20 protein-coding genes and 1 pseudogene are annotated in these 25,157 nt (G+C 63.5%); 7 read left to right on the top strand and 14 right to left on the bottom strand.

Translation table 11 applies throughout. The annotated features are described in order from the left end of the window. Position 1: 1 nt before the first annotated feature. The 8 genes and pseudogenes from X741_RS158365 to X741_RS158395 all read right to left on the bottom strand — a co-directional run bounded on the left by X741_RS158365 (position 2) and on the right by X741_RS158395 (position 10,210). A complete protein-coding gene (locus X741_RS158365; protein WP_013896815.1) occupies positions 2-1,066 on the bottom strand; it encodes an ABC transporter permease in 1,065 nt (354 codons plus the stop codon). Continuing rightward, positions 1,059-2,660, bottom strand: coding sequence for a sugar ABC transporter ATP-binding protein (locus X741_RS158370; protein WP_023776999.1), 1,602 nt, complete (start codon positions 2,658-2,660; stop codon positions 1,059-1,061). The genes X741_RS158365 and X741_RS158370 overlap by 8 nt, the downstream gene beginning before the upstream one ends. Then, positions 2,657-3,319 carry a DUF2291 family protein gene (locus tag X741_RS158375; RefSeq protein ID WP_023776998.1) on the bottom strand — a complete coding sequence of 221 codons (663 nt, stop codon included), beginning with the start codon at positions 3,317-3,319 and terminating at the stop codon, positions 2,657-2,659. The genes X741_RS158370 and X741_RS158375 overlap by 4 nt, the downstream gene beginning before the upstream one ends. A gap of 77 nt (positions 3,320-3,396) precedes the next feature. Then, complete coding sequence (locus X741_RS158380; protein WP_013896812.1) at positions 3,397-4,338, bottom strand: D-ribose ABC transporter substrate-binding protein; 942 nt, start codon at positions 4,336-4,338, stop codon at positions 3,397-3,399. A gap of 271 nt (positions 4,339-4,609) precedes the next feature. Next, on the bottom strand, positions 4,610-5,437 hold the full coding sequence (locus X741_RS158385) for a phosphogluconate dehydrogenase C-terminal domain-containing protein (protein ID WP_023776997.1): 828 nt from the start codon (positions 5,435-5,437) through the stop codon (positions 4,610-4,612). Positions 5,438-5,548: 111 nt separating this feature from the next. Then, on the bottom strand, positions 5,549-6,580 hold the full coding sequence (locus X741_RS158390) for an ABC transporter permease (protein ID WP_023776996.1): 1,032 nt from the start codon (positions 6,578-6,580) through the stop codon (positions 5,549-5,551). Next, positions 6,577-9,119: pseudogene (locus X741_RS01000000166410) on the bottom strand (ATP-binding cassette domain-containing protein). The gene X741_RS158390 and the pseudogene X741_RS01000000166410 overlap by 4 nt, the downstream one beginning before the upstream one ends. A 68-nt stretch (positions 9,120-9,187) precedes the next feature. Next, positions 9,188-10,210, bottom strand: coding sequence for an ABC transporter substrate-binding protein (locus X741_RS158395; RefSeq protein ID WP_023776995.1), 1,023 nt, complete (start codon positions 10,208-10,210; stop codon positions 9,188-9,190). 366 nt (positions 10,211-10,576) lie between these two features. Here X741_RS158395 and nanR point away from each other — a divergent pair, with 366 nt between their 5' ends. The 3 genes from nanR (at position 10,577) to X741_RS158410 (ending at position 13,236) form a co-directional block, all read left to right on the top strand. Continuing rightward, entirely contained in the window at positions 10,577-11,290 is a 714-nt protein-coding gene (gene nanR, locus X741_RS158400; RefSeq protein WP_023776994.1) for a transcriptional regulator NanR, read from the top strand. A gap of 239 nt (positions 11,291-11,529) precedes the next feature. Next, on the top strand, positions 11,530-12,375 hold the full coding sequence (locus X741_RS158405) for a phosphogluconate dehydrogenase C-terminal domain-containing protein (RefSeq protein ID WP_023776993.1): 846 nt from the start codon (positions 11,530-11,532) through the stop codon (positions 12,373-12,375). After that, a complete protein-coding gene (locus X741_RS158410; protein WP_245272671.1) occupies positions 12,376-13,236 on the top strand; it encodes a sugar phosphate isomerase/epimerase in 861 nt (286 codons plus the stop codon). A 28-nt stretch (positions 13,237-13,264) separates the two neighbouring features. Here X741_RS158410 and mtnA read toward each other — a convergent pair whose 3' ends face one another. After that, a complete protein-coding gene (mtnA, locus tag X741_RS158415; protein ID WP_023776991.1) occupies positions 13,265-14,359 on the bottom strand; it encodes an S-methyl-5-thioribose-1-phosphate isomerase in 1,095 nt (364 codons plus the stop codon). After that, positions 14,356-15,630: an S-methyl-5-thioribose kinase gene (gene mtnK, locus X741_RS158420; protein WP_023776990.1), complete on the bottom strand. Its 1,275-nt coding sequence runs from the start codon at positions 15,628-15,630 to the stop codon at positions 14,356-14,358. The genes mtnA and mtnK overlap by 4 nt, the downstream gene beginning before the upstream one ends. Before the next feature lie 137 nt (positions 15,631-15,767). On the opposite strand from mtnK, the gene X741_RS158425 reads away from it, so the two are divergent. From X741_RS158425 to X741_RS158435, 3 genes are all read left to right on the top strand, one after another. Continuing rightward, complete coding sequence (locus tag X741_RS158425) at positions 15,768-17,279, top strand: sugar ABC transporter ATP-binding protein (protein WP_023776989.1); 1,512 nt, start codon at positions 15,768-15,770, stop codon at positions 17,277-17,279. Between the two features lie 82 nt (positions 17,280-17,361). Then, the gene (locus X741_RS158430; RefSeq protein ID WP_023776988.1) at positions 17,362-18,357 is read left to right on the top strand and encodes an ABC transporter permease; all 996 of its coding nucleotides are present in this window, start codon (positions 17,362-17,364) and stop codon (positions 18,355-18,357) included. A 48-nt stretch (positions 18,358-18,405) separates the two neighbouring features. Further along, a complete protein-coding gene (locus X741_RS158435; RefSeq protein WP_023764623.1) occupies positions 18,406-19,458 on the top strand; it encodes a substrate-binding domain-containing protein in 1,053 nt (350 codons plus the stop codon). Positions 19,459-19,589: 131 nt separating this feature from the next. Here X741_RS158435 and X741_RS1000000168085 read toward each other — a convergent pair whose 3' ends face one another. From X741_RS1000000168085 to X741_RS158450, 4 genes are all read right to left on the bottom strand, one after another. Continuing rightward, on the bottom strand, positions 19,590-19,763 hold the full coding sequence (locus X741_RS1000000168085; protein ID WP_348625673.1) for a type II toxin-antitoxin system YafQ family toxin: 174 nt from the start codon (positions 19,761-19,763) through the stop codon (positions 19,590-19,592). 41 nt (positions 19,764-19,804) lie between these two features. Beyond that, positions 19,805-20,062 carry a type II toxin-antitoxin system RelB/DinJ family antitoxin gene (locus X741_RS158440; protein WP_023764621.1) on the bottom strand — a complete coding sequence of 86 codons (258 nt, stop codon included), beginning with the start codon at positions 20,060-20,062 and terminating at the stop codon, positions 19,805-19,807. Positions 20,063-20,147: 85 nt separating this feature from the next. Continuing rightward, entirely contained in the window at positions 20,148-22,202 is a 2,055-nt protein-coding gene (locus X741_RS158445; protein WP_023776987.1) for a bifunctional aldolase/short-chain dehydrogenase, read from the bottom strand. Positions 22,203-22,285: 83 nt separating this feature from the next. Next, on the bottom strand, positions 22,286-23,251 hold the full coding sequence (locus X741_RS158450; protein WP_023776986.1) for a sugar-binding transcriptional regulator: 966 nt from the start codon (positions 23,249-23,251) through the stop codon (positions 22,286-22,288). A 186-nt stretch (positions 23,252-23,437) separates the two neighbouring features. Here X741_RS158450 and X741_RS158455 point away from each other — a divergent pair, with 186 nt between their 5' ends. After that, the gene (locus X741_RS158455) at positions 23,438-25,078 is read left to right on the top strand and encodes an acyl-CoA synthetase (RefSeq protein WP_023776985.1); all 1,641 of its coding nucleotides are present in this window, start codon (positions 23,438-23,440) and stop codon (positions 25,076-25,078) included. Positions 25,079-25,157: the final 79 nt, after the last annotated feature.

Here is a 25,157-nt window from a genome sequence, read left to right as displayed (position 1 = left end):
ATCAGCCCGCCTTTGCCATCTGCATCAGCGTGACGCGCTGCTGAAGCCGGCGCTGCGCCTGATCGACGACCACCGCGACGATGATGACGAGGCCCTTGATCACCATCTGCCAGAAGGAACTCACCCCCATCATCACCAGCCCGTCCGACAGGATACCGATGACGAAGGCGCCGACGATGGTGCCGCCGATGGTACCGCGGCCGCCCGACATCGAGGTGCCGCCAAGCACCGCCGCGGCGATGGCATTCAACTCGAAGCTTTCGCCGGTCGCCGGATGCGAAGCCATCAGCTCCGACGAGATGATCAGGCCGACGATCGCCGCGCAGAAACCGGAGAACATGTAGACGAACATCTTGACCATGTTGACGCGCACGCCCGAGATCCGCGCCGCGCGCTCGTTGCCGCCGACGGCGAAGATGTGGCGGCCGAGCGGGGTGTATCTGGCGAGATAGGCGGCACCCAGCGCCACCACGATCAGGATCCAGATCGATACCGGCAGGCCGACGAGCCGGCCGGCGCCTAGGAAGCCGAAGCCGGTGGTGCCGAGTTCCGGCTTGCCGACCAGATTGGGGAAGGTGCGCCCGTCCGAGGACAGCAGCGCCAGGCCGCGCGCCACGTAGAGCACGCCGAGCGTGGCGATGAAGGGCGCCACGTTCAATCTGGTGATCAGCAATCCGTTGACGGCGCCGATCAGGATGCCGACCGCCAGCGTGATCAAGGCGATCTCGAAAACGTTGAAATAGATTGTGTAGCCGATCTGCAGGTCGATGCCGTTGAGCACGAGATAGCCGGCCACCATGCCGCACAGGCCGACGATCGAGCCGACCGAAAGATCGATGCCGCCGGTGATGATGACGAAGGTCATGCCCATGGCGAGGAAGGCGTTGAGCGCCACGTGCTTGGCCATCAGGATCAGATTGGCCGCCGACAGGAAGTTCGGCGCCGCGATCGAGAAGAACACCAGCACGGCAATAAGCGCGATGAAGGTCCTGAGCTTCATCAGCGTCAGCAGTGCGGAACCGCTGGCGGCCGACGAATGAGCCGCCCTGGCCGGAATATCAGTCATCGGCGTTGCTCTCCATGTGCGGGGCAAGATGTATGGGGGCAAGATCTGCGGGGGCAGGATGTGCGGGAACAGGTCCATGGCCGAGCGCCGATGCGGCGACGATCGCGGCCTCGGTCGCCTCGGCGCGCTCGAACATGCCGGTCAGTTTGCCATTGCTCATCACCGCGATCCGGTCGGACAGCGCCATCACCTCGTCGAGGTCGGACGTGGCGAAGAGGATGCCGAGCCCATCGCGCGACAGTTTGCGCATGGTGCGAAAGACGTCGGCCTTGGCGCCGACATCGATGCCGCGGCTGGGCTCATCCATCAGAAGCACCTTGGGTCCGGTGAGCAGCGCCTTGCCGATCACCACCTTCTGCTGGTTGCCGCCGGACAGCGACGAAACCTCCTGCGCCGGATCGGCGACCTTGATCGCGAGTTCCCGCACCATCTGCGCCATGGCCTGCCGTTCGGCGGCGCCGCGGATGTGGAACAGGCGCACGAAACGCGACAGGCTTGCCAGCGTCAAATTGCTGGCGACGGAGAGGATCGACACCAGGCCCTCGCGCTGCCGGTCCTCCGGGATCAGCGCCAGACCCCGCCGGATGCGGCGCGTCGTATCGCGTTCCCGGACCTGTTTGCTGTCGATGAAGATATTGCCGCTGGCATGGCCGTGGCGGCCCATGATGCAGTCGAACAACTCGCTGCGCCCCGCGCCCATCAGCCCGTAGATGCCCAGGATCTCGCCGGCGCGCAGCGACAGCGAGACGTGGTCGACCGCCAGTCCGCCGGTGGCGCGCGGCAGGCAGATGTCCTCGGCGCGGAAGATTTCCTCTCCCGGCGCATGGTCGTCGGCCTTGGCGAAATCCTTGGCGTCCGAGCCGATCATCTGCCGCACGATCCACTGGGTGTCGACGTTTCTCATCTCCTCCTGGCCGGTGATGCGGCCGTCGCGCAGCACGGTGATGTAGTCGCCGATGCGGATCAGCTCCTCCAGCCGGTGTGAGATATAGACGATCGCCACACCGCGCGACTTGAGGTCGGCGATCACCTTGAACAGGATCTCGACTTCGGCGGCGCTCAGCGCCGAGGTCGGCTCGTCCATGATCAGGATGCGCGCGTCGAGCGAAACTGCCTTGGCGATCTCGACAAGCTGCTGCTGGCCGATGCGCAGATCCTCGACCAGCATATCCGGCCGTATCCCGGCCTCGAGCCGCTCGAGGAATGTGCCCGCGCGCCTTTCCTGCTCCTTGCGGTCGATCTTGCGAAACCGGTTGGTGATCTCTCGGGTGGCGAAAATGTTCTCGGCGACGGTCATGTTGCCGAACAGGTTCAGTTCCTGGAACACCATGCCGATGCCGCGGTTCACCGCGTCACCGGAGGACGAGAACGAGGCCTCTTTTCCGTCGAGGAGGATACGCCCGACCGTCGGCTGCTCGACGCCGGCGATGATCTTCATCAATGTCGATTTGCCGGCGCCGTTTTCGCCGACCAGAACATTGACCGCACCCTTGCGCACCTCGAAATTGGCCTGCTTGACCGCGACGGTTCCGGCATAGACCTTCGAGACGTCTTCCAGCTTCAGGATGATTTCGTGACCGGCCGCCGTGCTCATGGCTTGGGTCCGATCTCGGCCTCCGCCGGAGTCACCAAGGGCAGGTCCTGGCCGCTCTCGATCGTATAGGCGCCGAGCACCTTGACGGTACGGCCTTCCAGCGCCTCGCGCGGCAGCTTGGAAAGCACGGCCTTGTCGGCATGGGCGTTGAACGCCTTGCCGAACTGGGCGAAGTCGATCTGGTTGGTGAAATCGTTGAACTGGACGAAATCGAGGCTGTCGCGCAACGCCGTTCCGCGCATTGCCGGTCCGATCTGGACACGTGCATCCGCCTTGCCGTCGCCGTCTACGTCGATATCCATCGTGCCCGCGCGGGACTGCGTGTTGGCCGCGACGATCTTGCCTTCGACGCGGACCGCGAAGGTCCATGGCGAATTCGCCTGCTTCTTGGGGTTGCCGTATTTGGCGCCGGCCGCCGCCTGATCCGTCTTCGCCAGCGCATGGACTTCGGCGAACGGCCCGGCCTTCTGACTGAGATAAGGGATGACCTTCGAAGCCCAGATGTCTTCGACCATCTTGTCCGGGTTGAAGGCCGACGCGTTGGCGTCGCCTTTCGCCGACGGCGTCGGCAGGATTTTGCAGGCGCCGAGGCCAATGCTGGCGGTCAGGGCAAGGATCGGCCAGATCGCCTTGACTGGCCAGGTCGGCTTGTTCAGCATCGCGGTCAAGCATCCCAGTGAAATGAAGGCGAGGGACGAACCTTAGGCTCGCCCCTCGCTGTTTGCGTTGCGCCGGCTCAGTTCTTCAGAGCGAATGTCTCAAGCTTGGCGGCATTGTCGCCATTGACGAGAACGCAGTCCATCAGCTGCTTTTCCTTCTCGGGCGACTTCTTGTTCTTGATGAGGTCGTTGGCCTGCTCGACCGCCATCTGCGCCTGGGCGTAGGCCGGCTGCAGCACCGTGGCCTTGATGCCGCCGGAGGTGATGGAGTCGCGCACGTCGTTCGAGCCGTCGAAGCCGACCACGATGACATCCTTGCGGTTCGCCGCGGCAAGCGCCGCATAGGCACCCATCGCCATCGTGTCGTTGCCAGAGATGACGCCCTTGATGTCCGGATTGGCCTGCAGGATCGATTCCATCTTGGAATAGGCTTCCGTCTGGCTCCAGTTGGCCGACTGCTGCGCGACCATCTTCAGGTCCGGATAGTCATCGATGACGTCATGATAGCCCTTGGAGCGGATGCCGGCATTGGTGTCGGATTCCTTGCCGACCAGCTCGACGAAATTGCCCTTCTCGCCCATCAGCTTGACGAATTCCTGCGCGCCGAGCTGGGCACCCTGGTAGTTGTTGGAGACGATCTGCGCCACGGCGACGCCGGTGGCGTTGATCTCTCGGTCGATCAGGAAGGAAGGAATGCCGGCGTCCTTCGCCTTCTGCACGGCGGCGACGGTGGCGTCGGCGCCGGCATTGTCGAGGATGATCGCCTTGGCGCCACGGCCGATCGCGGTGTCGATCAGCTCGGACTGCTTGTTGGCGTCGTCATCATGGACCAGCACCAATGTGTCGTAGCCAAGTTCCTTGGCCTTTGCCTCGGCGCCGACGGCCTCCGCCTTGAAGAACGGATTGTCGTGCGAGGGGGTGATGATGGCGATCAGGTCGGCCGCAAAGGCCGGTGCCGCGGTGCCGAGTGCCAATACGCCGGCGAAAGCCGCAAGCGTCATTCTGCGTGTAAGTTTCATGAAGTCCTCCCGTTGAAAAACCGTGCCTCGATCGATCGAGGCCATCGTCTGCATTTGAATTCGTCTTGGCGATGCAGGCAGCGTGCCGCCCGGGTTCAAAGCCGTTTGCCGGCTGTCATCCGAACTGCTCTCGCTCCCCGCCGTCCTCCACTCGCACCGGCTTCGAATTTTCAGCGAAGCATGATCGATCCGAGCCCACGAACAGCTAAAGCCAACTGGTATGATGAGTCAACCACTAATTCAGGTGATCTGTATCTGAGCAGTCGCCATTTCAAGTAATGCGCTGGATGCTGGCGGCGATCTCCTGCGGTTCGAAGACCCGCTTCCAGTCGTCGCGCATCAGCACCGGCTTGCCGAACTCGATCGCCTTGTTGCAGGCATCGGAGAACACGCCCTTGGTCTCGCCGAAGATGACGGCGCCGAGCACATTCATGTGGCCGAGCAGGAAATCGAGCGCCGCCTGCCGGTCGACGCCGCGCGCCACGACCTCGTCGAGGGCTTCCTTCATGACGACGAGCAGCGAGGCGCATACCGTCTCTGAAAGGCCCGGCTCCAGCAGCGCCATCTGTTCGACCGTCACGCGGTGCGAGCGCATCACAGGTGCCCAGATGATCTGGGCGATCTTCTCGCCCTTGGCGTAGTCCTCCTCCGGCCCTTGCATCAGGGCGCTGACGAAATGCTGCTTGGCCTTGACACCGCCGAAGAAGTCCTTCTTGGCGGCCATGTCGGTCTCGTCGTTGAAGATCGGCGGATGGCAGGGATGGGTGACGAAATAGGTAAGATCGGCACGATCAGGCAGGTGGCCGGCGAAGGGGGCTGCCGCATCCAGCACGATCACCATCGTGCCTGGGGCAAGCTTGCTTTCGATGCCGGTGGCGACCTTGCCGATATGCGTGTCCGGCACCGCCAGAATCACGACCTCGGCACCCTTGAGCGCCTCGTCGACGCTGACCGTGTCGATGCCCAGCCCGGTCTTCAGGCGCTCCTTGCCGGCCTCGCTGATCTCGACATGGCGGATCGTGTAGTCTGAACCGCGAAAATTGGTTGCCAGGCGGTAGCCCATTTTCCCGCCCGCACCGAACAGTGCAATCGTTGTCATCTGGCCCTTGCTCCTTGATCAAACAGGCGACCGCCGCGCGATCGTCATCTCACATACTGGTATGATCACTCTACCACAATTTGGCAAGTGGAATCGTTTGGTTGCTGTTGGTCACTTCGGCTGAGGTGTGGCCGCGCCTGGTGCTGTCTTTGCAGCCGCCCCGTCCGTGACATCGACGGAAGCGCGCCGCGCCAAGGCCTGTCGGCCAGCCAGCGCCAGCACGAAGATGACGACGATGCCCTGGACGATATCCTGAGCGCCCGGAGGCAGCCCGATGATCTGCATGGTGGTGACGATCAGGATCAGCAGGATGCTGGCAAACAGGGTGCCGAGCGCGGTCGCCGAACCGCCGAAGATCAGCGTGCCGCCAAGCACGACAGCAGCGATCGACTGCAGCAGATAGGGCTGGCCCATTTCGAGGAAAGCGCCGCCGATATAGGCGCCGAGCAGCAGTCCATCCAGCGAGGCCAGCACCGACGAGATGATGAAGGCCGCCGCGATCACCCGGCCGTTCTTGATGGCAGCGAGCCGGGCGGCGGTTCTATTCTGGCCGACCGCTGACAGGACCTGTCCGAACACTGTGTAGCGCAGCACGAAGGAGGCGGCCATCACGCCCAGGATGGCAATGACGGCCATGATCGGAACACCCGAAATGCGGCCCGTCGCCAGGCTCTTCAGCGCCGGGCTGACGGCAAAGCCTGGGATTGCCTTGTTCGACAAGAGCGTCGCGGTTGCCAGCACATAGCCTGTCGCCAGCGTGGCGATGATGGCCGGAATGCCGAGGCCGACGACGAGCAGCGAATTGAGCAGCCCGACCGCGAGGCCGAGCAGGACGGCGGCGACGACGCCAATGGCAAGGTTGGCATCCTGGCCCTTGATGGTCAACAGCGCGACGAAGGCGCTGAGCGTGATCACCGAGGCGACGGAAAGGTCGATGTTGCCGCGCCCGGTGGTGACGACGAACATCTGGCCGATGCCGACGACCGTCAGGAACGATGCCGACAGAATAATGCCCGACAGGCTGGAGAGGCTGAACCGGTTGGTGACCACGGAGAGCACCAGCCACAGCAGCAGCACCCCGATCGCCGCCCAGATCCAGCGGTTCCTCTGCGCCCAGAAGGTAAAGGCGGACAGCGCGTTCATTGTTCGCTCCTGCGATCCGCGGTCAGGCCACGCAGCGTCAACAGCGCGATAAGGATCAGCCCTTGCGTCGCGGCGTTGTAGTCGCTGCTCACATTGAGCGTGCCGAGCAGCGCGCCGATCAGCGACAGCGTCACCGCGCCGGCGATGGCGCCGACCGGGGAGACGATGCCGCCGAGCAGCGAGCAGCCGCCCATTACCACGGCGGCGACGCTGAGCAGCGTGAAGGAATTGCCGGAATTGATGTCGCTCGCCGTGTTGATCGCCGTCAGCGACAGCCCTGCGGCGGCCGCGAACAACCCGGCGATGAGATAGCGCACCAGCGCGTAGCGCGTCGGCGACCAGCCCGATCGGATCATTGCCGTGGGATTGTTGCCGAAGCCGCGCAGCACCACGCCGAGCGGCAGCCGGTCGATCACCAAGACCACCAGGGCGACCGCGACGATGAGGATGATGGACGTTGGCAGGAAGTCGAGAGACCAGCCGAACAGCGCCGTCAGCCATTCAGGACTGGCGCCGCCCGGCGTCGGCTGCAGCGCATAGCCCAGCCCCACCCAGATGAAGGAGGCGCCGAGCGTCACGACGATGGCCGGGATCTTGCGCGCCTGGATCAGCCCGCCGAGACCGGCATAGGCGGCGACCGCCGCCAAAAGCGCCAGTGCGCCGAGCCACGGCTGATCGTAGAGCAGCGNCCGGCATAGGCGGCGACCGCCGCCAAAAGCGCCAGTGCGCCGAGCCACGGCTGATCGTAGAGCAGCGTGGCGCTGAGCACGCTGACCAGGCCGGCGAAGGCACCGACGCCGAGATCGATTTCGCTGCCGCCGACGATGAACATCTGCGCTGCCGTCACCAGCACCAGAGACAGCGCCGGCATCAGCAGCAGGTCGAGCCCGAAGATCGAGGCGACCGCCGGGTTGGCCGAGATCATCACCGCCAGCACGGCGGCGAGGCCGATGAAGGGAGCCGCGTTCACCAGCCTGCGGGCAAGCCCGGCCGCACCGGCACTGCTTTGCGCGGCCTCGGTGCGCTTGTCCGCTTGCTGGACGAAGGATGCCCCGACGATCGCGGCCTCCGTGATCGCCGCGCCGGTCAGTTCCTTGACGATCCGACAGCCGGCAAAGACGAGCACCCGGTCGCAGGCCAAAAGTTCCGCGTCCTCGGTCGTGTGCCAGACAAGTGTTCGTCCGTTGCGCGCGATATCATTGCAGAGCCGGTAGAAATCCTGCTTGGTGGCGATGTCGACGCCGCGCGTCGGATCGTCGAGCAGGATGACCGGCGTATCGGCGACGAGAGCGCGGGCCACCAGCGCCTTCTGCTGGTTGCCGCCGCTCAGCTCCAGTATGTTGGACCCGAAGCGGCTTTCGTCGAGCCGTAGCCGGCCGGCGGCGTCGGCCGCGGTTTCGCGGTTGAGCCGATCCGAGACCAGGCCCAGCGCCGACCGGCGAGCGAGGCTTCCGATGGAAATGTTGCCCAGCACGCTCCAGAGGGGAAATACGCCTTCCTTCTGGCGGTCGCCGGCAATGAAGCCGGCTTCGCCTGTCCTGATGACGGCGCCATCCTTTCCGGGCTTGAAGATGGCATGCAGCAGGTCCTTCTGGCCGCTGCCCTCGAGCCCAGCCAGTCCGACGATTTCACCGCGCAAGATCTCGATGTCGCGGCCGAGCTCGGATGTCAGGTCTCCGGACAGGCGCACCAGCGCGCCCCCGCTGCCGACGGCGGCAGCGCCGTGCTGGTGGACCGGATTGGCGTCGCCGCCCATGAGCTGCACCAGGCGGTCGATCGAAGTGTCCACCACGTCGCCGCGCCAGGCGGTGCGCCCATTGCGCAGCACCACCACCTGTGTGGCGATGTCGATGATTTCCTTCAGCTTGTGGCTGATGAAGATGAAGGCCAGCCCCGCCTTGGCCCGCTCGCGGATGAAAGCCCGCAACTGCTTGGAGCGATCGAGATCGAGCGAGGAGGTCGGTTCATCGAGAACGATGAGCCTGACGCCGGGAGTGGCGGCGGCGCGGGCGATCTCGACCATCTGCCGCTCGGCGATGGAGAGCTGGCCGATTTCGGCATCCACATCGATGCCGTTGCCGGGAAACACCGCATCCAGCGCCGAGCGCGCGCGGGTCCTGTAAAGCGTCCGCCAGCCTGGCCGGCTCGCCGCGTCCGCGGGTGTTTCCAGGAAGAAGTTCTCGGCCACGGAGAGGTTGGCGCACAGCGACAGTTCCTGGTGCACCATGCGGATGCCGCGCCGCTGCGCTTCCGCGGTGTCGTAGCCGGCGAAGCTCAGCACCTGGCCGGCGAACGAGATCGAGCCCAGCGTCGGCCACATCGTGCCGCAAAGAATGCGCATCAGCGTCGACTTGCCGGCGCCGTTGCCGCCGACGAGGCCGATGATCTCGCCGGCCGAAATGGCGAGGTCGATCTCGGCATTCGCCAGCGTCGGCCCGAAACTTTTGGTGATCTGTGAAAGCGAGACGATTTCCTGCCGGATCGAGGCGGCGGGCGCCATGGCGGCACCCTTCTGATCGGCAACGGCAAGATGGGACATTCGTCCTCCGTTTCTTCACGGCCATGGACCGGGCGACCTTCGGCGCCCGATCCATTGTGCTGGTCGCGTTACTTGCTCAAGAGGTTCTGCTTGACCCAGTCGAGCGAATAGCTGGGGCTGATGATCTGGCCGCCCGGCAGCTTGGCATACTCCTTGAGATTGCTGGCGTCGACCGTCGCCACCGGCATGATCATCATCTTGGGTGCCTTGGCGCCCTTGAGCAGCGACAGTCCGAGCCAGAACGCGGCGCCGCCGATGCCGGGCGTCGTGTTCATCGAGACCGTCTGGTAGCCGTTCTTGGTATTCTCGTCGGCCCACCATTTGACGAAATCGGTGCCGCCGCCGCCTTCGATGATCGGCATCTTGCCAGCATAGTCGCCACCATATTGGACGAAGGCCTGGGCGATGCCGACATCGTCGCTGCCGCCTTGGCCGAGCACCGCATCAACATGCGGCAGCGAGGGCAGGACATTGGCGATGGCTGCCTGCGCGACCGAGGCGGTCGCCTGGCCATAGACTGTGGCGACAACCTTGATATCGGGATATTTCGCCAGCACCGACTGCTGGGCGTTGAACATGTCGTTGTCGGGAGCCGAGCCCTTGACGCCGCGCACCTGGATGACGTTGCCCTTGCCGCCGAGCATCTTGAAGACGGCCTCGGCCTGTGTTGCCTTGTAGCCCTTGAAATCGAAGTTGAGCTGGTAGTTGCAGGGCGCCGAAGCGACGGAATCGAAGGACACGACGATGATGCCGGCCTTGCAGGCTTTCTCGATGATGCCGTTGACCGCGGTTTCCGAGGCGGCATCGACCGCAAGCACGTCGACCTTCTTCAGGATCAGTTCGGCGATCTGGCTGTTCTGCTGCGCCACCGAGCCGTCGCCATTCATGACGATGTAGTCGGAAATCTGTCCAGCGGCCTTTGCTTCCTTGGCCGAGGCCTCGAAAGCCTCCACCATCTGGTGCCGCCAGGTGTTGCCGTAATAGGCGTTGGTCAGTGCGATCACCGGTGCGTCCGGAGACGCCATTGCCGGCAGTACGAACACGCTCCCCAGCGCGGCGCTGGCAAGCGCCGCCACGATTGCAAACTTCATGATACTTCCTCCCAAAAACACCGGCCAGCATGGTCGGCTTGCATGCCATTCCGTAACGGCGTCCTGCCCTAGGAAAGACACCATACCATCTACATGTTATACCAGCATACCAAATAGGCAAGCCTGTAGCGGGACTCATTTGATCGCGCTGACGAGAGCGAGAGCGGCCTGTCCGGTTCGTCTTTTTCTTGCCTTGGCCAATCAGGCCGGCTCGCTCCGGCAACTCTTTTGGCCGGTCGCTTGGCATATCGGCGCCGGTCAGGGTGGACGTTAGGTCATCATATATGTAATGTCAATCGGTCGCTGGGCCTTGCCTCCCGGTGCGACTCGGGATCGATATGCCGAGGAATGATCGCGGAGGGATGCATGGAACCGGTCCAGAAGAAGAAGTTGTATGTAGAGGTGCTTGACCGGCTGATGGCGGCGATCTCGACATCCGAATTTCCGCCAGGCTCTCAATTGCCGTCGGAAAAGGAATTGATGACGATGATCGGCGTAGGGCGCCCGTCGATCCGCGAAGCCATGCTGACGCTGCAGCAGATGGGCCTCATCAAGATTTCCCACGGTGAACGTGCCCGCGTCATCAATCCGACGCCCGAGGTGATCGTCGATCAGGTTTCCGCGGCGATGGTCATGATGCTGGCGACGAACTCTCGTGGCCTCGAAGAACTCAAGGAAGTCAGGCTCTTGTTGGAAACCGGCCTGGTGCGGATAGCCACGCGGCGCGCCACGGCCAAGAGCCTGGAACGACTTGCCGAGACCTTGCGTCACCTGCGCGATGCGAAGGGCGACCAGACGCGATTTGTCGCCGCCGACATGGAATTCCACGCCGTGATCGCCGAGATGAGCGGCAATTCCATGATAGCCGCGGTGGCGAAGGGAATGCTCGAATGGCTATCGCGGTTCAAGCGCGACCTGGTGGCGGTGAAAGGTGCCGAACGCCTGACGGTCGAGGAGCACGAACGCATCTACAAGGCGATCGCCAGCGGGGATCCGGAAGGCGCGAGTCTCGCCATGGCCGAGCATATCGGCCGCGCCAATGAGCTGTATTCGAAACTGACCGGCGGCGAGACTGGCTGATTATCCGGATCGGGCAAAATTTTTTGAGCGCCAAAACTCATGTGATGACATGATATCGTTTTGGTGCTAACGCTCGCCTCCATGGATGTCCGTCCAGCGCGGATGCGGCATGGGCCGGTCGTATCTCCACAGCCTGCAAGATGGCTGCGGCAGGCGCCGCACATCCGGAGATCGAAGCTACGCAGGGTTCGGCTGAATCGGCGCGCTAGAGGCGCACAAGGCAATTGGGAGAGAAGCGAATGACGATATCCGTGGCGTTGCTTGGAGCGGGAGGCAAGATGGGCTTCCGTGTCGCGCGCAAGCTGATCGAAGCGGGCTACGATGTCCGTGCCGTGGAAGTCGGCGAGGCCGGCCGCAAGCGGCTATCGGAGGCCGGCATCAGCGCCGTCTCGATGGAAGAGGGCGTCCCCGGCGCCAAGGTCGTGGTCATGGCCCTGCCGGACAATATCATCGGCCAGGTCGCACGGCAGATATCGCCGATGCTCGCCAGCGGCGCGATGCTTCTCATTCTCGACGCCGCCGCACCTTACGCCGGCGACTTGCCGAAGGATCGGCCCGATCTGACCTATTTTGTCGGCCATCCCTGCCATCCGCCCCTGTTCAACGAGGAGACGGAATGGGCCGCCCGCCGCGACTATCACGGCGGCATTGCCAGGCAGTCGATCGTCTGCGCCCTGATGCAGGGCCCAGAGGAGGACTATGCGCTTGGTGAAGAGGTGTGCAAGGCGATGTGGTCGCCGATCATCGACAGCCACCGCGTCACCGTCGAGCAACTGGCAATCCTCGAGCCAGGCCTTTCCGAAATGATCGCCATGCCCTTCGTCGACACCATGGTCGAGGCCGTCGAGGAATGCGAACGCAAATATGGCATTCCCAGAAAGGCCGCGCTCGACTTTCTGATTGGCCACCTCAATGTCGAGATCGCCATGTGGTTCGGCTTCTCTCCAAAGGTGCCGTCCGATGCGGCGCTGCGCCTGATGCGTTTCGCCAAGGGTGTCGTGGTCCGCGACGACTGGCGCGAGGCCTTGTCCCCGGCCAAGGTGAAGGAAGCCTCCGAGCTGATCGTCTACGGCAAGGGAGCCTGAGTGCTGCCTCCGACGCCACGGATAATCTCGGTATCGACCGCGCTCTTCGATGGCTATCCCATGGAATTGGCCATCGAGGAGATCGCGGCTGCTGGTGCCAGCCATATCGAACCGGCCTTCATTCGCGGCTATGTCGATTTCGATGAAGGCATGTTTACCGACACCAAGGGCTCGAAGCTTCGCCAGACGGCTGGCAGTGCCGGGCTGGGCATCAATGCCGTCTCGGCTCATCTCGACCTGTCGGGACCTGATGCGGTGGACGCGCTGTTGCGGCGTGTCGCCTTTGTCTCCGGTCTCGGCGCATCGTTCCTGATCACCAATGCCGGCCCAATGACGAACCGGGCGAGTATCCGCCGGACGATCGATGCTGTTCTGCCGGTACTGGAACAGGCTGGTATCGTCCTGGCACTCGAGAACCCCGGTCACGGCAAGGACGATTTGCTTGGCAACGCCCGATCCGGGGCGAGCTTCATCCGCGAAATCGGATCGCGGCATGTCCGCCTGAACCATGACGCCGGCAACGTCTTCACCTACAGCGATGAGGCCACGCAGCCTGCGGAAGACATCGCGACGGCTCTCCAAGCCGTTGGCCATGCCCATTTGAAGGACATTGTTAGTGCCGGTTCGGGGTGGGCATTCTGTGCCGTCGGCGACGGCTCGATCGATTACGAGCCGTACTGGGCGATGCTTCCCCCGACGCTGCCGGTCAGCATCGAACTGCCCTTGCGCCTGGAGCGCCCGCAGCGCCGCGATCCCCAGCGACGAAATGAACCTGTCGACATGGCAATCATTCGTCGCGCCCTGCAGCGCTCGCTGCATTTCGTGAACGCGCTGGAGATCGCGGGCAACAGCGCTTCCTGAACCGGGAAGTTTGGATTCCGCGCTTGCGCTATCCCCGTTCGGGGAACATCGCCTTCAGGCCGTCGCGCGATGCCTTGGCGACACCGCGTTCGGTGATCAGCCCGGTCACCAGTCGTGCCGGCGTCACGTCGAAGGCCGGGTTGGCCGCCGGCGTCGCCTCCGGCGAGATGCGCACCTGCGCGATCTCGCCGGCGGCGTTCTTGCCCCATACCAAGGAGACTTCGTCGGCCGAGCGCTGCTCGATCGGGATCTCGGCCAGCCCGTCATGTACCGTCCAGTCGATGGTCGGCGAGGGCAGGGCGACATAGAACGGCACGTCATTGTCGGCGGCGGCCAGCGCCTTGAGATATGTGCCGATCTTGTTGCAGACATCGCCGTCGGCGGTGGTGCGGTCGGTGCCGACGATGACCATGTCGATTGCGCCGCGCTGCATCAGATGGCCACCCGCATTGTCGACGATCAGCGTGTGCGGCACGCCATGGCCGGCCATCTCCCACGCGGTGAGCTGGGCGCCCTGGTTGCGCGGCCGCGTCTCGTCGACATAGACATGGACCGGAATGTCGGCCTCGACAGCCAGGTAGATCGGTGCGGTGGCGGTGCCGTAATCGACGGTGGCCAGCCAGCCGGCATTGCAGTGGGTGAGAATGTTGACAGGCTCGCCAGGCTGTTTGCGCGCGGCGATCGCTTTGATAATGGCAAGTCCGTTCTCGCCGATGGCGCGGTTCAGCCCAACGTCCTCGTCGGCGATTTCACCGGCGCGCCGATAGGCGGCAGCGGCCCGCTGCTCCGGCGCAAGTGGCTTGAGGAAACGCCGCATCTCGTCGAGCGCCCAGCGCAGGTTGATCGCCGTCGGGCGGGTCTCGTGCAAGGTCTCCCATACCGCATCGAGCGCCTGGTCGGACGCATCGTCAGCCATCTGCATGGCGACGCCATAGGCCGCGGTGACACCGATCAGCGGCGCGCCGCGCACCCACATGTCGCGGATGGCGGTGGCGATGCCGGCGACGGTGTCGACTGTCTCGATGCGGAAATCATGCGGCAGCCAGCGCTGGTCGATGATTTCGACCGAACGCCCGTCGTCGCTCAGCCAGATGGTCCGATAGTGGCGATCGCCGACGTTCAAATTCCGTTCTCCTGTTCGATCAGCACGGCTAGCTTGTTGACCTCGTCGATGCTGTGGATCTGCCGCCGGTTGACGGCGATGTGGCGGCCGAATTTCAGTGCCTTCGCCTCACAACTGGCGCGCAAATCTTCATCGGCAATGGTCTCGAAATCGGCATTGTGGGCGAGGCCAAGGATGCGCCGGTGCACCTCGATGCCGGCAAAGCCGAGCAGATCGGTCCAGATCTGGTGCAGCACATGGTCGAGCGCCTGCTCGGCGGCGAGTATGTCGCCCTGGTCCTCGAACAGGCTCTTTTGATAGAGCATGCCGGTGCGCTCGGTGCGCCACAGATGCGAGAATTCGGCGCGGAACACGGCCCAGGTCTCCGTCGTGACCTCGAGCAGATAGGCGCGCATGGCATCGCGCTCGCCGTTCTGCTCCTGTCCGCGCTGCGAGAAGAACGACATCCAGAAATTGGCGAGCAGCATGCCGACATCGAAAGCCATCGGACCATAGAAGGCGAATTCCGGATCGATCATCCGTGTTTCCTGGTCGGTGACCATGATCGAGCCGGAATGCAGGTCGCCATGCAGCAGCGTTTCGGCATTGGCGGCGAAGAAGTGCTTCAGCCGCTGCGCCTCGACCTTGAGGTCTCGGTCGGCGCGCAGTTCGGCGACGAGGGCGTCGAGCTGCGGCGAGGTATGCCGGTTCAGTTTGGCGTCGAAATAAGGATCGGAGAACACCAGGTTCTCGGTGATGTCGCAAAGCTCGACATTGTCGGCGAACAGCGCCAGGTCGGCCTTGCGGTCCTTGGTCACCATCGACAGGTCGGAGCCGCGAAACAAAGTGCGGGCCATGAACAGGCCGATATCCCTGGCGATGTTCGGCAACTGCCGACCGTCGATCAGGGCGCGCCTGAGAATGATGTGCGGCGGCGCCAAATATTCCATGATGATCAGCGCCTGGCCTTCATCGAAATAGTAGATCGCCGGCACGGAGCCGGGCGCGCGCGCCTCCTGCCTCGTCAGCGCGTGGTATTCGAAGAACGAACGTTTCAAGGGCAGCGGCCAGCTGTCGCCGACGAGGCGGACATAGGGCAGGGCCTGCTTGACGACGGCAGCGCCCAAGGCGCCCTCGACGATGAACACCAGGTTGAGATTGCCGTCGCCAACCTCGCGCACCTTCCATGCGCTGGTATCGTTCCCGATCCTCGCGCACAGCGCCTCGTTGGTGCCGAGGCGCATCGCAAGCGTCTCCACGGACAGTGCTTCGAACGGCAATTCTCCGGTCATTCTTCTCCCTCCCGCCTGTGCGCTCCGATCATAGGGGAGCCTTAGCGGCTGGGCCAAGCTAGGAAGCTGTCTGGCAATTGTCAATCGTGTTGACAATTGCCGATGTAGACCATAGCGTCACGGTCAGGGAGGAACGCATGGTCGGGAATGCCGTGTTCCGCGTAGAGGGACTGAGGAAATCCTTTGGCCGCAACGAGGTGCTTGGCGGCGTCTCGCTGGACCTGCACGCCGGTGAAGTGACGGTGCTGATGGGCGCCAACGGCGCCGGTAAATCCACCCTCGTCAAGATCGTCAGCGGCGTCTACGAAAACGGCGGCGGCACCATGACGCTGGCCGGCCAGGATTTCGCGCCGAACACGCCCGCGGAAGCGATCCGCGCCGGCGTCGTCACCGTACACCAGAACATAAACGATGGCGTTGTCGCCGACCTCGATGTCGCCACCAACCTGACGCTCGACAGGCTGAGCGGCCGGGGCGTGCCGACCCTGTTCAATCCGGTGCGCGTGCGCCGCGAAGCCAAGGCGGTTGCCGACCGCATGGGATTGGCCATCGATCTGAAGGCGCGGGTCAACGATCTTTCGCTGGCCGATCGCCAGATGGTGGCGATTGCGCGTGCCCTGGCGCACCAGCCGAAAGTGCTGATCCTCGACGAGCCGACCTCGTCGCTCTCCAGCGCCGAGGCCGACCGGCTGTTCGCGCTGGTCGACAGGCTGCGCGAGCAAGGCGTGGCGATCCTCTATATCTCGCACCGCATGTCGGACATCCGGCGGCTGGCCGACCGCATCGTCTCGATGCGCGATGGCATCGTCTCGGGCGCCTTCGACACCAAGCCGCTCGACTATGAAGGCGCCGTCAACGCCATGCTTGGCCGCAAGATCCGCCTCGACCAGATCGTTGCCAGGAGTTCGGCTAAGCCGGTTCTGACGGTCGAAAACCTTCGCATCGCGAACGGCGCCAGGCCAATCTCGCTGACGCTTGGCGATGGCGAGGTCGTTGCCATCACCGGTCTCGTCGGTGTCGGCAAGACGGCACTTGCCGAAACGCTGTTCGGTGTACGCAAGCCGCTCGCCGGCACCATGACGATGAACGGCAAGCCCTATATGCCGCGCTCGGCTGGCGATGCGATTGCCGCCGGCGTGTTCCTCGTCGCCAAGGACCGCGCCACCAGCGGCATCGTCGGCGGCTTCAACATCGAGCGCAATATCAGCCTGCCGTTCCTGAAGCGCATGTCGAACTTCAGCGTGCTCAAGCGCCGCCGCGAACGCGCCACCGCGCGCCGGCAGATCGAGGAGCTGGGCATCGTCTGCCGCTCCGAGAAGGACGAGATGTCGGCACTGTCCGGCGGCAACCAGCAGAAGGTGATGGTCGCCCGCTGGATGGCGCAGGATGCGGCGCTGTTCATTCTCGACGAGCCATTCCAAGGGGTCGACATTTCGGCCAGGCGCGATATCGCCGCCAAGCTGAGAGCCAGCGCCAATGGCCGCGCGACGCTTTTGTTCGTCACCGAAATCGACGAGGCGCTGGAGACGGCCGATCGCATTCTGGTGATGTCGGAGCACACAATCGTCGGCGAACACCGCAATGCCGATGTCGACCTCGATCGCCTGCTGGCCGAGGTCGCCGGCGGACCGCTGCACAGCGCGGCCTGAGCGTGGCGGCGAATGGGAATTGGAATGGAGAGACCATGAGTTCGAGTTGGGTGAAGATAGCCGCCGCGCGGGGAAGCGCTGAATGACGCTTCGCGACTACGCCATCCGTTACGGATTCATCGTCCTCCTGTTCGGGCTGGTCGCCTATTTCGCGATAGCGGCCGACGGGTTCGTCTCGCCGCAAAGTGCCGTCTTCATCTTCCAGTCGGTCGCCATCACCGGCGTGCTGGCGCTGGGCGTCACGGCCACGCTGGTCGTTGGCGGCTTTGATCTCTCGATCGGTTCGGTCGCCACGTCGGCCATGATGGCCGCCGCCTATGTCATGGTGGTGCTGGAGCAAAACGTGGTCGTCGCGGTCGTCGTCTGCCTGCTCATCGGCGCCATTGTCGGCCTGATCAATGGCTGGCTGATCGTCTATATGCGCGTGCCCGATCTGTTGGCGACGCTCGGTATGATGTTCCTTCTCGTCGGCCTGCAGCGCATCCCGACGGAGGGCCGCTCGATCGCCACCGGCATGACCATGCCCGATGGCTCGGTCGCCAACGGCAAATTCTCCGACGCCTTCCTGGCGCTCGGCCGCCACCGCTTCGACTTCTTCATTCCGAACCTCATTCCGGTGTCGGTCGTGGTGCTGCTGGTGCTCGCCGTGCTGATCTGGTTCTTCCTCGAATACACCCGTTTCGGCCGCATGATGTATGCGGTCGGCTCCAACCAGCGCGCCGCCGAACTCGCCGGCGCGCCTGTCAAGGCATACAAGATCTGGGCCTACGTTATTTCAGGAGTTTTTGCCTCGATCGGCGGCATTTTGCTCGCCGCCCGGCTTGGACGCGGCGACATCGCCTCGGGTAATAATCTGCTGCTCGATGCGGTTGCCGCGGCGCTGATCGGCTACGCGGTGCTGGGCGCCGCCAAGCCGAACGCCTTCGGCACCGCTGTCGGCGCGCTGTTCGTCGGCATCTTGCTGCAAGGCCTGACGATGATGAACGCGCCTTACTACACGCAGGATTTCGTCAAGGGCGTGGTTCTGGTCGTCGCCCTTGTCTTCACCTTTGCCCTGTCGGGCAGGGGCAGGGGGTAATTTAGACCGGACAGGATTTTGGGTTCAACAAGAGTGGAGGAAAACAAGGTGAACATCACAAGAAGACTTCTGGGGAAGGTGGCGCTCGGGCTCGCCGGCGCAACCATGCTGATGCAGGTCCCCGCGCTGGCTGCCGACAAGCCGGCGCCGTTCGACAAGCCCGGCGTCAAGATCGCGCTGGTGCGCTACCTGTCGACCGGCGACTTCTTCCAGGCCTATCTTTCGGGCGTCGAGGCACAGTCGAAGGCGCTGGGCATCGACCTGCGCGTCCTCGACAGCCGCCAGGATGCAGCGCTTCAATCGGACATGGTCGACCAGGCCATCGCACTTGGCGTTCAGGGGATCATCATCCAGCACGGCCTGACGGAATCGATGAAAGACGCCGCGCAGCGCGCGGTCGACGCCGGCATCAAGGTGGTGGCCTTCGACGTCAATGTCGAAAATCCCAAGATCCCGCAGATCGAACAGTCCGACAAGGATCTGGCGCGCCTGGCGCTTGAACAGGCGGTCAAGGACAATGGCGAGAGCTGGAATGCCGGTTACGTCTATGTCGCCGGCATCGCGCCGCTCGACCGCCGCAACGAGACCTGGGTCGACGTGAAGAAGAAGTATGCCGGCATCAAGGAAGTCGCGATGTTCGGCACGCTGGACAATCCGATCGCCAACTCGGTCGCCAACCAGGCACGCTCGGTGCTGTCGGCTCACCCCGACATCAAGGTGATGTTCGCCCCCTATGACGAATTCGCCAAGGGCGTGAAGATCGCTGTCGACGAAGCCGGCCTGAACAAGGGCATCAAGATCTATTCGGCCGACATTTCGACGTCCGATATCGCCGCGATGCGCGAGTCCGACAGCGCCTGGGCGGCAACCGCCGCCACCAACCCGGCCGTCGTCGGCCAGGTCTCGGTGCGCGCGCTGGCGCAATTGCTCGCCGGTGAGGATCCCGGCCACAACGTCATCGTGCCACCGACGCTGATCACGCAGAAGGAGCTGATCGACAAGGACATCAAGAACATGGAAGACCTGTCGGCCAAGCTGCCGCAGTTCGCCCATGCCGATGTCGCCATGCCCGCCTGGATGCCGAACCCGAACGCGAAGTAGGCCAAATCCGATACCTGGATTCGCTCACAATTAGAACCGAAAGCCGCTTGCAGCGCCTGTTGCAGGCGGCTTTTTGTTGGTTTCACTCGTTGAATAAATCGGAGTGGGAGCCGGTGCGGGCAAGCCGCAGTTCATCGTCGGCAATGCGGTAGATCAGAGCCAATCCGGTTCCACGTGCGCGTCACGATAGCCCTCCAATCACCTTTCAGAGGGTGATCCTTGTAAATCGCCGGCAGTTCCTGCCCGGCGACCAGTAGGGCCAGCAGCTCGCGCAACTTAGCAAGGTCTTTGCCGCGTTTCTCCATACGCTTCACATCCCTGCGGAATTGCCCGGAGCGAACGGGCGTCAGATGCCCAAATCCTTGAACAACTCATTGGCCGAGGCGAAACGCTCGCCCTTGCCTTTTTCCAATTCGGCCATTGCCTTCCGAGTGGTCGCGTTCGGCACCTTCACCGGAAAGGGAAATTCCTTGTCGGCAGCGACGCGGACCAGCAGTAGACGAATGGCGTCGGAAACCGATAATCCCATGGCCGCCAAGGCTTCCGTAGCTTGATCCTTTGTCGCCGTATCGATCCGAGCGCGCACCACCGTATCCGTTGCCATATTGTGACTCCTTGATATCCGAGCCACAATGTAGCTACAAAATGGTGTTCATGCAAGCGACTGTCGTGCGCTGTACGTGATTGCCCTACCTCATGGCCGCCGCGATGTTGCCGCCATCGACAGTCGTCACGTCGGCGGTGGTGCGTTCGGCCAGCGCGTGGTGCAGGAAGGCTTGCGCCACGTCCTGCGCCGTCACTTCCTGGCCGAGCAGATTGCCGGACATGTATTCCTTCTCCGACACGCCGCGCGCGCCCGAGCGGCTGGCGATCATGGCGTCGGTCAAAAGGCCTGAGCGGATGCGGTCGGCGTTGACCGCGTTCGAACGGATGCCGTGGGCGCCGTAGTCGAGCGCATACTGCCTGGACAGGAACAGCGTCGCTGCCTTCGGCACGCCATAGGCGCCGAATTTCGGGCCCGGGTTGACCGCCTGCTTGGAAGTATTGAACAGAAGCACACCGCCGGTGCCCTGTTCGAGCATGATGCGCACCGCGTTCTGCGCCACCGACTGGTGGGCGAAGAAGTTCAGCTCGAAGCTTTTGCGCAACAGCGCGTCGTCAAGCTCGCCGATCCGGCCTTCCCAGGCCGCACCCGCATTGGAGACGAGAATGTCGACGCCGCCGAAGACAGCGACCGCCTTGTCAAAGGCGGCACGCACTTGGCTTGGGTCGGTGATATCGGCGGCCACACCGATCGAATTGTTGCCGGCCTTCTTCGCCGCATCGGTGGCCTTGTCGCCATCGAGATCGACAACGACTGCATGGGCGCCATTGTCGGCGAACAGTTTTGCCGTCGCCGCGCCGATCGCGCCGGCACCCCCGGTGATCAGCACCACCTGGCCGGTCAGTGGCTTCGGCTTGTTGGAGGCGAGCTTGGCCTGTTCGAGCGACCAGTATTCGAGCGGGAACAGGTCGGCCTTGGACAGCGGATGGAAGCGGCCGACCGCTTCGGCGCCTCGCACCGCCTCGATCCACATCTCGCCGACGTCCGACGCGATCCTGGCATCCTTCAGCGTGCGGCCATGGCCGAACATGCCGAGCCCCGGCACCAGCGTCAGCCGTGGCATCGGGTCGAGCATGGTGCGCTTGACGTCGTCGAGCGCGTCATTGGTCTCGAAATAGGCGCGGTAATCCTTGGCGAAGGCGTCGACATGGCTCTTGATGACGGCCTTGTAGTCGCCGGCCTTGTCGGCGTCGGGCGCCGGCACCGCCATCGGACCGGTCTTGATGCGGATCGACAGATCCGGCGTCGACACGCCGCGTCCCGCATAGTCGGCGATCTCCGCCGAATTGATGAAATCGACAATGGCGTCTGAGGTGCGGAAATCGGAGATCATGCGGTCGAAGCGGCCTTCGCCGCGCGCAAACGCAACAGCACCACGCAGCATCGGTGCGATGGAAGCCGGCGTCGCGAGCCTTGCCGGCAGCGCGGCCTTTGCCGCCTTCGGCTTGGCGTGCTTGGCCACATAATCCTCTGCGACATTCACGTAGTGGATCATTCGGTCATAGGCTTGCTTGGCATCGTCGCCGAAGGTGAAGATGCCATGCTTGTCGAGGATCAGGCCCTCGACCGTCGGGTCGGCATCGAAGACGTCGGCCGCCGCCTTGGCGAGATCGAAGCCGGGCATGATGTAGGGCACGTAGCCCATCTTGCTCCCGAACACCGTCTTCACCAACGGCTTCGAGTCTTCCTGGTCGACGATGGCCAGGATGGCGGTCGAATGGGTGTGGTCGACGAATTTGTGCGGCAGGAAGGCATGCAGCAGCGTCTCGACCGATGGGTTGGGCGAGGCGGGGTCGATCAGGTTCGCCCGCTGCAGCGCGACCATGTCCTCGTCGGCGAGCTTTTCCAGTGCGCGGGCCTTGAGCAGGGCGCCCATCTTGACCGCCGGTAGGCCCTGCGGCTCGATGACCGCCATGTCCCAGCCGCTGCCCTTGACGCACAGCACATCCCATTCATCGCCGACCAGGTCGGTCGCCTTGATCTTGCAGGAGGTGTTGCCGCCGCCATGCAGGACCAACTGCGGCACGCCGCCCAAAAGCCGCGTCGTATAGACACGCAAGGCGAGGTCGCGACCGACACCCTTCTTGGCATAGTCGGCAACGAGTTTCTCGGCCGTGTCGTCGTTCCACAAATTCTTCATGTTCGGTTCGTCCAGTTGCTTTGGTGGTGAAACAGGAATGCCGCGACGCCTTGATGACAATGCGCCGGCGAAAGGTTGTTTTCTCAGGATGCTTTTTGTAGCGCCGCTCCGGCATGATCGAGCAGCCGCTGCGCCATATGGGCGCCGACCACCAGATGCGTGCAAAGCCCCCCAGCGATCGCCGCGAGCAGCGGTTCGAACTTGCTGTCCTCCTGCACCACCATCAGCCGCTTGGTGATGGCGCGCAGCGAGGCAAGTTCGGCCGAGATCACCCGGCGGTTATAGCTGCAGTCGAGCACCTTGCCCCCAGCGTCGATGATCTGTCCGGCAATGACCCCGGCGGCACCTTGGTCGCGCAGCTCCGCCATCTCGCCCGATGTCAGCGCACCGCATTTGACCAGATGGCTGTCCGCGTCGACCGCGCCGACCGAGTAGAGCGCCAGGTCGCAGTCCCCGATTCCCGACAGCTGCTCACGGATCACCGGTTCGGCCCGCAGCGCGCGCGCCAGCTCTTCCGTCGACAGCACCAGCGGCGCGTAGAAATTGAGGCCCTTGGCGTTGAGCCGCCGCGCGATTTCCATCGTGCACTGGTCGGGCCGGTAGGAATAGGGGGCGCCGAGATTGCCGCAGAGCTGCACCACGGTGACGTCCTGCAGGTCGGCATAGGACATGATGTCGGCGATCGTGTAGACGGTGCGGCCCCAGGCGACACCAATGCGGTCGCCCTTCTTGACCAGTTCGAGAAAGACGCTCGCCGCCAGCACGGCGATGTCGGTCGATGGGTCCGGGATATGGCCGTTCTCCGGCGCGATCCAGACGGCGTCGAGACCCAGCGCATCCTCGAGCTTGCGCGCCATCACGTCGTCGGTGAACAACTGCGTCGAGGTCGAGATGTTGACGATACCGGTCTCGCGCGCCTTGCGCAGGTACATGGCCACCGACGCACGGGAAATGTTAAGCTGGCTCGCAACCTGGTCCTGTCGCAGACCGTGCGCATAGTAGAGCCAGGCGGCCTTGTGAATGAGCTGTTCTGCCGGTCGGATTGCCATGCCGTCTCCTCGGCTGACATTATTCACGGCTCTCGACAAAAGTCAAACCAGGGCGAAGGTACAGGATACCTGCTCGGCCCCTGAATCTGGATGATCATTGTGCCAAATGGGCTCTAACGTGGCATCCTTGGTGGTGACGCGGGCCTAGCCTGTGGTTAGAAGTCTTCGATAAAAGGGGAGAACGGGATGGGCAATCCTTACGAACAGGATCTCGACAAGAACGCGGCCAACCATCAGCCGCTGACGCCGCTCACCTATCTGGAGCGCGCGGCGAAAACCTACCCCAACCACATCGCCATCATCCATGGCAGCCAGCGCATCAGCTATCGCGATTTCTGGCACCGCTCGCTGAAGCTCGCTTCGGCGCTGCAGAAGCGCGGCATCGGCAAGGGCGATACCGTCACTGTCATGCTGTCGAACACGCCGCCGATGCTGGAGGCGCATTTCGGCGTGCCGATGACCAAGGCGGTGCTGCATTCGCTGAACACGCGCCTCGATGCCGCTGTGATCGCCTTCCAACTCGACCATGCCGAGACAAAGGTGCTCGTCGTCGACCGCGAATTTTCTGGCGTCGTCGGACAGGCCCTGGAACTGGCCAAGGTCAGGCCGCTGGTCATCGACTACGACGATCCCGACTACGCCGCCGACGCACCCTATCGGAAGGGCGAACGCATCGGGGCGCTCGACTATGAGGATCTTGTCACTGGCGGTGACGAAGATTTCGCCTGGTCGATGCCCGATGATGAATGGGATGCCATCTCGCTCAATTACACGTCCGGAACGACGGGCAATCCCAAGGGGGTCGTCTATCATCATCGCGGGGCCGCCCTGATGGCCTACACCAACACCATCCATGCCGGCATGGCCAAGCACGCCGTCTATCTGTGGACGCTGCCGATGTTCCACTGCAACGGCTGGTGCTTCCCCTGGACGCTGGCCGTGCAGGCCGGCACCCACGTCTGCCTGCGCTGGGTGCGGCCGAAGCCGATCTTCGACGCCATCGCCGATCATGGCGTCACGCATCTCTGCGGCGCGCCGGTGGTCATGTCGGTACTGATCAATGCCCGCGACGAGGACAAGCGCACCTTCGCGCAGACCGTCACCTTCAACACCGCGGCCGCACCGCCGCCCGAAGCCGTGCTGTCGGGCATGGCCGATGCCGGCTTTGCCGTCACCCATCTCTACGGCCTGACCGAGACCTACGGCCCGGCGGTCGTCAATGAATGGCACGGCGAATGGGACGGTCTGGCAAAGGGCGAGCGCAGCGCCAAGAAGGCACGGCAGGGCGTGCGCTATGCAGCACTTGAGGGCCTGACCGTCATGGATCCCGAGACGATGCGGACGACGCCGGCCGACGGCGAAACCATTGGCGAGGTCATGTTCCGCGGCAACATCGTCATGAAGGGCTATTTGAAGAACCGCAAGGCGAGCGACGAAGCCTTCACCGGCGGCTGGTTTCACTCCGGCGATCTCGGCGTCATGCACCCCGACGGCTATATCCAGCTCAAAGACCGCTCCAAGGACATCATCATCTCGGGCGGCGAGAACATTTCCTCGATCGAGGTCGAGGATGCGCTCTACAAGCATCCATCCGTTGCCTCGTGCGGCGTGGTGGCCAAGGCAGACGACAAATGGGGCGAGGTGCCCATCGCCTATGTCGAACTGAAACCGGGCAAGTCGGCGACAGAGACCGAGATCATCGAGCATTGCCGAGGGCTGCTTGCCCGCTTCAAGGTGCCGAAGGCGGTGATCTTCGCGGAAATCCCCAAGACCTCGACCGGCAAGATCCAGAAATTCCGACTGCGGGAAATGGCCAAGGTTGCCTGACGCCTAGATGTTTAGTCCCGGCATTTGCTGGAGCGGATCACGCTTGAAGCGTTCGGGCTGATCGGCCCAAGCCTTGCAG

The sequence above is a fragment of the Mesorhizobium sp. LNHC221B00 genome, from assembly GCF_000502935.1.
Taxonomy (GTDB): Bacteria; Pseudomonadota; Alphaproteobacteria; order Rhizobiales; family Rhizobiaceae; genus Mesorhizobium; species Mesorhizobium opportunistum.
The sequence above is the reverse complement of the archived record's forward strand: the minus strand, read 5'-3'. Positions and strand labels throughout refer to the sequence as shown.

What these genes read in the sequence shown, in the direction of transcription:
- X741_RS158365 (WP_013896815.1), bottom strand. Translation starts at nt 1,066, where the DNA reads ATGACTGATATTCCGGCCAGGGCGGCTCATTCGTCGGCCGCCAGCGGT.
- X741_RS158370 (WP_023776999.1), bottom strand. Translation starts at nt 2,660, where the DNA reads ATGAGCACGGCGGCCGGTCACGAAATCATCCTGAAGCTGGAAGACGTC.
- X741_RS158375 (WP_023776998.1), bottom strand. Translation starts at nt 3,319, where the DNA reads ATGCTGAACAAGCCGACCTGGCCAGTCAAGGCGATCTGGCCGATCCTT.
- X741_RS158380 (WP_013896812.1), bottom strand. Translation starts at nt 4,338, where the DNA reads ATGAAACTTACACGCAGAATGACGCTTGCGGCTTTCGCCGGCGTATTG.
- X741_RS158385 (WP_023776997.1), bottom strand. Translation starts at nt 5,437, where the DNA reads ATGACAACGATTGCACTGTTCGGTGCGGGCGGGAAAATGGGCTACCGC.
- X741_RS158390 (WP_023776996.1), bottom strand. Translation starts at nt 6,580, where the DNA reads ATGAACGCGCTGTCCGCCTTTACCTTCTGGGCGCAGAGGAACCGCTGG.
- X741_RS158395 (WP_023776995.1), bottom strand. Translation starts at nt 10,210, where the DNA reads ATGAAGTTTGCAATCGTGGCGGCGCTTGCCAGCGCCGCGCTGGGGAGC.
- nanR (WP_023776994.1), top strand. Translation starts at nt 10,577, where the DNA reads ATGGAACCGGTCCAGAAGAAGAAGTTGTATGTAGAGGTGCTTGACCGG.
- X741_RS158405 (WP_023776993.1), top strand. Translation starts at nt 11,530, where the DNA reads ATGACGATATCCGTGGCGTTGCTTGGAGCGGGAGGCAAGATGGGCTTC.
- mtnK (WP_023776990.1), bottom strand. Translation starts at nt 15,630, where the DNA reads ATGACCGGAGAATTGCCGTTCGAAGCACTGTCCGTGGAGACGCTTGCG.
- X741_RS158425 (WP_023776989.1), top strand. Translation starts at nt 15,768, where the DNA reads ATGGTCGGGAATGCCGTGTTCCGCGTAGAGGGACTGAGGAAATCCTTT.
- X741_RS158430 (WP_023776988.1), top strand. Translation starts at nt 17,362, where the DNA reads ATGACGCTTCGCGACTACGCCATCCGTTACGGATTCATCGTCCTCCTG.
- X741_RS1000000168085 (WP_348625673.1), bottom strand. Translation starts at nt 19,763, where the DNA reads ATGGAGAAACGCGGCAAAGACCTTGCTAAGTTGCGCGAGCTGCTGGCC.
- X741_RS158440 (WP_023764621.1), bottom strand. Translation starts at nt 20,062, where the DNA reads ATGGCAACGGATACGGTGGTGCGCGCTCGGATCGATACGGCGACAAAG.
- X741_RS158445 (WP_023776987.1), bottom strand. Translation starts at nt 22,202, where the DNA reads ATGAAGAATTTGTGGAACGACGACACGGCCGAGAAACTCGTTGCCGAC.
- X741_RS158450 (WP_023776986.1), bottom strand. Translation starts at nt 23,251, where the DNA reads ATGGCAATCCGACCGGCAGAACAGCTCATTCACAAGGCCGCCTGGCTC.
- X741_RS158455 (WP_023776985.1), top strand. Translation starts at nt 23,438, where the DNA reads ATGGGCAATCCTTACGAACAGGATCTCGACAAGAACGCGGCCAACCAT.